This window comes from Bradyrhizobium sp. (genome assembly GCF_016462955.1).
Taxonomy (GTDB): domain Bacteria; phylum Pseudomonadota; class Alphaproteobacteria; order Rhizobiales; family Xanthobacteraceae; genus Bradyrhizobium.
Genome location: NZ_JAEMSD010000507.1, coordinates 1 through 3,985, shown reverse-complemented (window position 1 = coordinate 3,985; position 3,985 = coordinate 1). Strand labels below are relative to the sequence as shown.

Here is a 3,985-nt window from a genome sequence, read left to right as displayed (position 1 = left end):
GCCGGCCGGCAGCTGCGCCGGGGCGCTGGCCCTGGCTTTGGCTGGGGTCTTGGCGGAGGAGTCCCGAATCATGGCCGGGATCGTGCGCCAGGGGGCTTCGCCAGCGCAACCCTGAACCCAGGATATTCCCGCTATTCAGGCCGCCACTGCCAGCCGCCGCTCAGAACAGACTGAGCTGATCGCCGTTCCGCTTTGGCCGGGCAAAGTGGTCCGTCGTCAGCTTGGAACGCCGCTTGTTGAGGCCGAGCCGCTCGCAGGCGATCTCGAAGCGGCGGCCGATGGTCCAGGCCATCGGTCCCGTGCCCTTCATCCGCTCGCCCCATTTGGCGTCGTAGTCGCGCCCGCCGCGCATGTCGCGGATCAGCGTGAAGACGTGGCGATAGCGGTCCGGATAGTTCGCCATCAGCCATTCACGGAAGAGATCGCGGACCTCCAGCGGGAGGCGCAGCAACACATAGGCGGCTTCCTTGACGCCAGCATGGGCGGCGGCATCGAGGATGCGCTCGATCTCGGAATCGTTCAGCGCGGGGATCACGGGCGCAACCATCACGGTGGTCGGAATGCCGGCCTCCGAGAGCTGTTTGAGCGCCTCCAGCCGCTTCGTCGGCGTCGAGGCCCGCGGCTCCATGGTCCGCGCCAGCTTCGGATCAAGCGAGGTCACTGAGATCGCAACCTTGGCGAGATTGCGCTTGGCCATCCGCTGGAGAATGTCGATGTCGCGCAGGACCAGCGCCGATTTGGTGACGATGCCGACGGGATGCGAGGCGCGCTCCAGAACCTCGAGGATGCCGCGCATGATCTTCCGCTCGCGCTCGATCGGCTGATAGGGATCGGTGTTGGTGCCGATCGCAATCGTCCGCGGCTCGTAGCCGGCGGCGGCGAGCTCCTTCTCGAGCAGCGCCGGCGCCTCTGGCTTGGCGAACAGCTTTGACTCGAAATCCAGCCCCGGCGACAGGCCGAGATAGGCGTGGGTCGGCCGCGCGAAGCAATAGACGCAGCCATGCTCGCAGCCGCGATAGGGATTGATCGAGCGGTCGAAGCCGATGTCGGGGGAATCATTGCGGGTGATCACCTTGCGCGAGGTGTCGATAGCGACAGTGGTCTTGAACGGCGGCAGCTCGTCCAGGCTCTGCCAGCCGTCATCGAAAGCGACGCGGGCCTCGGCCTCGTAGCGGCCGCTGGCGTTCGACTGGGCGCCCCGCCCTCGCCTCCGCGCGCGCTCGATGGCGACGCCAAGCTCAGGGAAATCCGAAGGCGCACCCGCCGGCTCGGAGGGCGCCGTGACCGGCGGGTGCTTGAGAGCATGAGAGGATGCTGGACTCATGAAGCCAAGATAGCATGTGAACGGAACAAATCAAGAACGCAAACCAAAAACGTGAAAACAACCCCATGCAAAGTAGAGCTGCCCAAACTTCGCGCGCTCGCCTTTGACCTCACGCAACATGGCCGTCACGACCATCCCGTTTCATGCCCGAAGGATCGATCGCCCCGGAACCGGGTTGGTGACGATCGCGAAGTGAAGGTTGGCAGGAACATGACAATCCAGCAAAAAACGGCCGAAGCGAGCAGCGACCTCGATCTGCTCGATCGCTATTGGCGCGCCGCCAACTACCTCTCCGTCGGGCAGATCTACCTGCTCGACAATCCGCTGCTGCGCGAGCCCCTGCGGCCCGAGCACATCAAGCCGCGTCTGCTCGGACATTGGGGCACGACGCCGGGGCTGAACTTCATCTATGCCCATCTCAATCGCGTGATCCGCGCGCTGGACCTCAGCGTCATCTATGTCTGCGGCCCCGGTCATGGCGGACCGGGCATGGTCGCCAACACTTATCTCGAGGGCAGCTACAGCGAGATCTACCCCGAGATCGCCCGCAATGCGGACGGATTACGCAAGCTGTTCAGGCAGTTCTCCTTCCCCGGCGGCATCCCGAGCCATGCGGCGCCGGAAACGCCCGGCTCGATCCACGAGGGCGGCGAGCTTGGCTATGCGCTGGTGCACGCCTATGGCGCTGCATTCGACAACCCCGATCTGATCGTCGCCTGCGTGGTCGGCGACGGCGAGGCCGAGACCGGCCCGCTCGCCGCGTCCTGGCACTCCAACAAGTTCCTGAACCCCGCCCATGACGGCGCGGTGCTGCCGATCCTGCATCTCAACGGCTACAAGATCGCAAATCCCACCGTGCTGGGGCGGATGAAGGATGCGGAGATCCGCGATCTGTTCCGCGGGTTCGGCCATGAGCCCCTGTTCGTCGAAGGCGATGATCCCCGATTAATGCACCAGGCCATGGCGGATGCACTCGACGTCGCGTTGACGAGCATCCGCTCGATCCAGCAGCACGCCCGCGACGGGCGGACAAGCGTCGAGCGGCCGCGCTGGCCGATGATCGTGCTGCGCAGCCCAAAGGGCTGGACCGGCCCGAAAGAGGTCGACGGCAAGAAGGTCGAGGGCTTTTGGCGCGCACATCAAGTGCCGGTCGCAGGCTGCCGGGAAAATCCGGCGCATCTGAAAATCCTCGAAGACTGGATGCGCAGTTACGAGCCCGAAGAGCTGTTCGATGCGAACGGCGCGCTCATTCCCGAGCTTCAGGCGCTCGCGCCCGAAGGCGTCAGGCGCATGGGCGCCAACCCGCATGCCAACGGCGGCCTGTTGAAGAAGGAGCTGAAGCTGCCGGACTTTCGCAGCTTCGCGGTGGACGTGCCGCAGCCTGGCGAAGTCATTGCCGAAGCGACGCGCGAGCTCGGCAAGTTCCTGCGCGATGTCATCCGCCTCAACGAGAAGGAGCGTAACTTCCGCATCATGGGCCCGGACGAGACCGCGTCAAACCGCCTCGATGCCGTGTTCGAGGCGACCGAACGGGTGTGGATGGAGCCGACCGAACCCTACGACGTGCATCTCGCCCAGGACGGCCGCGTGATGGAGGTCTTGAGCGAGCATCTCTGCCAGGGCTGGCTCGAGGGCTATCTGCTGACGGGACGGCACGGCTTCTTCTCGTGCTACGAGGCCTTCATCCACATCGTGGATTCCATGTTCAACCAGCATGCCAAATGGCTGAAGGTGACGCGCGAGCTGCCGTGGCGCCGTCCGATCGCCTCGCTCAACTATCTCCTGACTTCCCATGTCTGGCGCCAGGACCACAACGGCTTCAGCCATCAGGATCCCGGCTTCGTCGATCTCGTCGCCAACAAGAAGGCCGACATCGTCCGCATCTACTTCCCGCCGGACGCCAACACCCTGCTGTGGATCGCCGACCATGCCTTGCGCACCTACAACCGCATCAACGTGATCGTCGCCGGCAAGCAGCCGGCGCCGCAATGGCTGTCGATGCAGGACGCGGCAACGCATTGCGATGCCGGCATCGGCATCTGGACCTGGGCGGGAACGGAGGACGGAAAGGGCGAGCCCGACGTGGTGATGGCCTGTGCCGGCGACGTGCCGACGCTGGAGACGCTCGCCGCCGCCGACCTTTTGCGCAAGGCACTGCCGGACCTGAAGATCCGCGTTGTCAACGTCGTCGACCTCATGACGCTGCAGCCGGAGAACCAGCACCCTCACGGACTTTCGGATCGCGAATTCGACCGTCTGTTCACCTCGGACAAGCCCGTCATCTTCGCCTATCACGGCTATCCCTATCTGATCCACCGGCTGACCTACAGCCGCACCAACCATGCCGGCATGCATGTGCGCGGCTTTGCCGAGGAAGGCACCACGACGACGCCGTTCGACATGGTCGTGCTCAACGGGCTCGACCGTTACCATCTCGCGATCGAGGCGATCGAGCGCGTGCCGGGTCTGGCGACCAAGGCTGCGCACGCCAAGCAGCAGTTCCGCGACAAGCTGATCGAACACACGCGCTATGTCCGAGAGCACGGCGAGGACATGCCCGAGATCCGCGACTGGGTCTGGCAGAACAGCGCCGGCGGCAACACGCCGGCCGAAGCCGGCGACTAGCGATGCCGGACACGGTCCTCGTCCTCAACTCGGGTT

The 3,985-nt window shown here is 64.8% G+C and carries 2 protein-coding genes; one reads left to right on the top strand and one right to left on the bottom strand.

Features of this window, described 5'->3' with window-relative positions; all coding sequences use genetic code 11:
* Positions 1-160: 160 nt before the first annotated feature.
* Positions 161-1,324 (bottom strand): PA0069 family radical SAM protein, encoded by a 1,164-nt coding sequence (locus JHD07_RS32990; protein ID WP_291629742.1) that lies wholly within the window; start codon positions 1,322-1,324, stop codon positions 161-163.
* Between the two features lie 210 nt (positions 1,325-1,534).
* Here JHD07_RS32990 and JHD07_RS32985 point away from each other — a divergent pair, with 210 nt between their 5' ends.
* Complete coding sequence (locus JHD07_RS32985; RefSeq protein ID WP_291629740.1) at positions 1,535-3,949, top strand: phosphoketolase; 2,415 nt, start codon at positions 1,535-1,537, stop codon at positions 3,947-3,949.
* Positions 3,950-3,985: the final 36 nt, after the last annotated feature.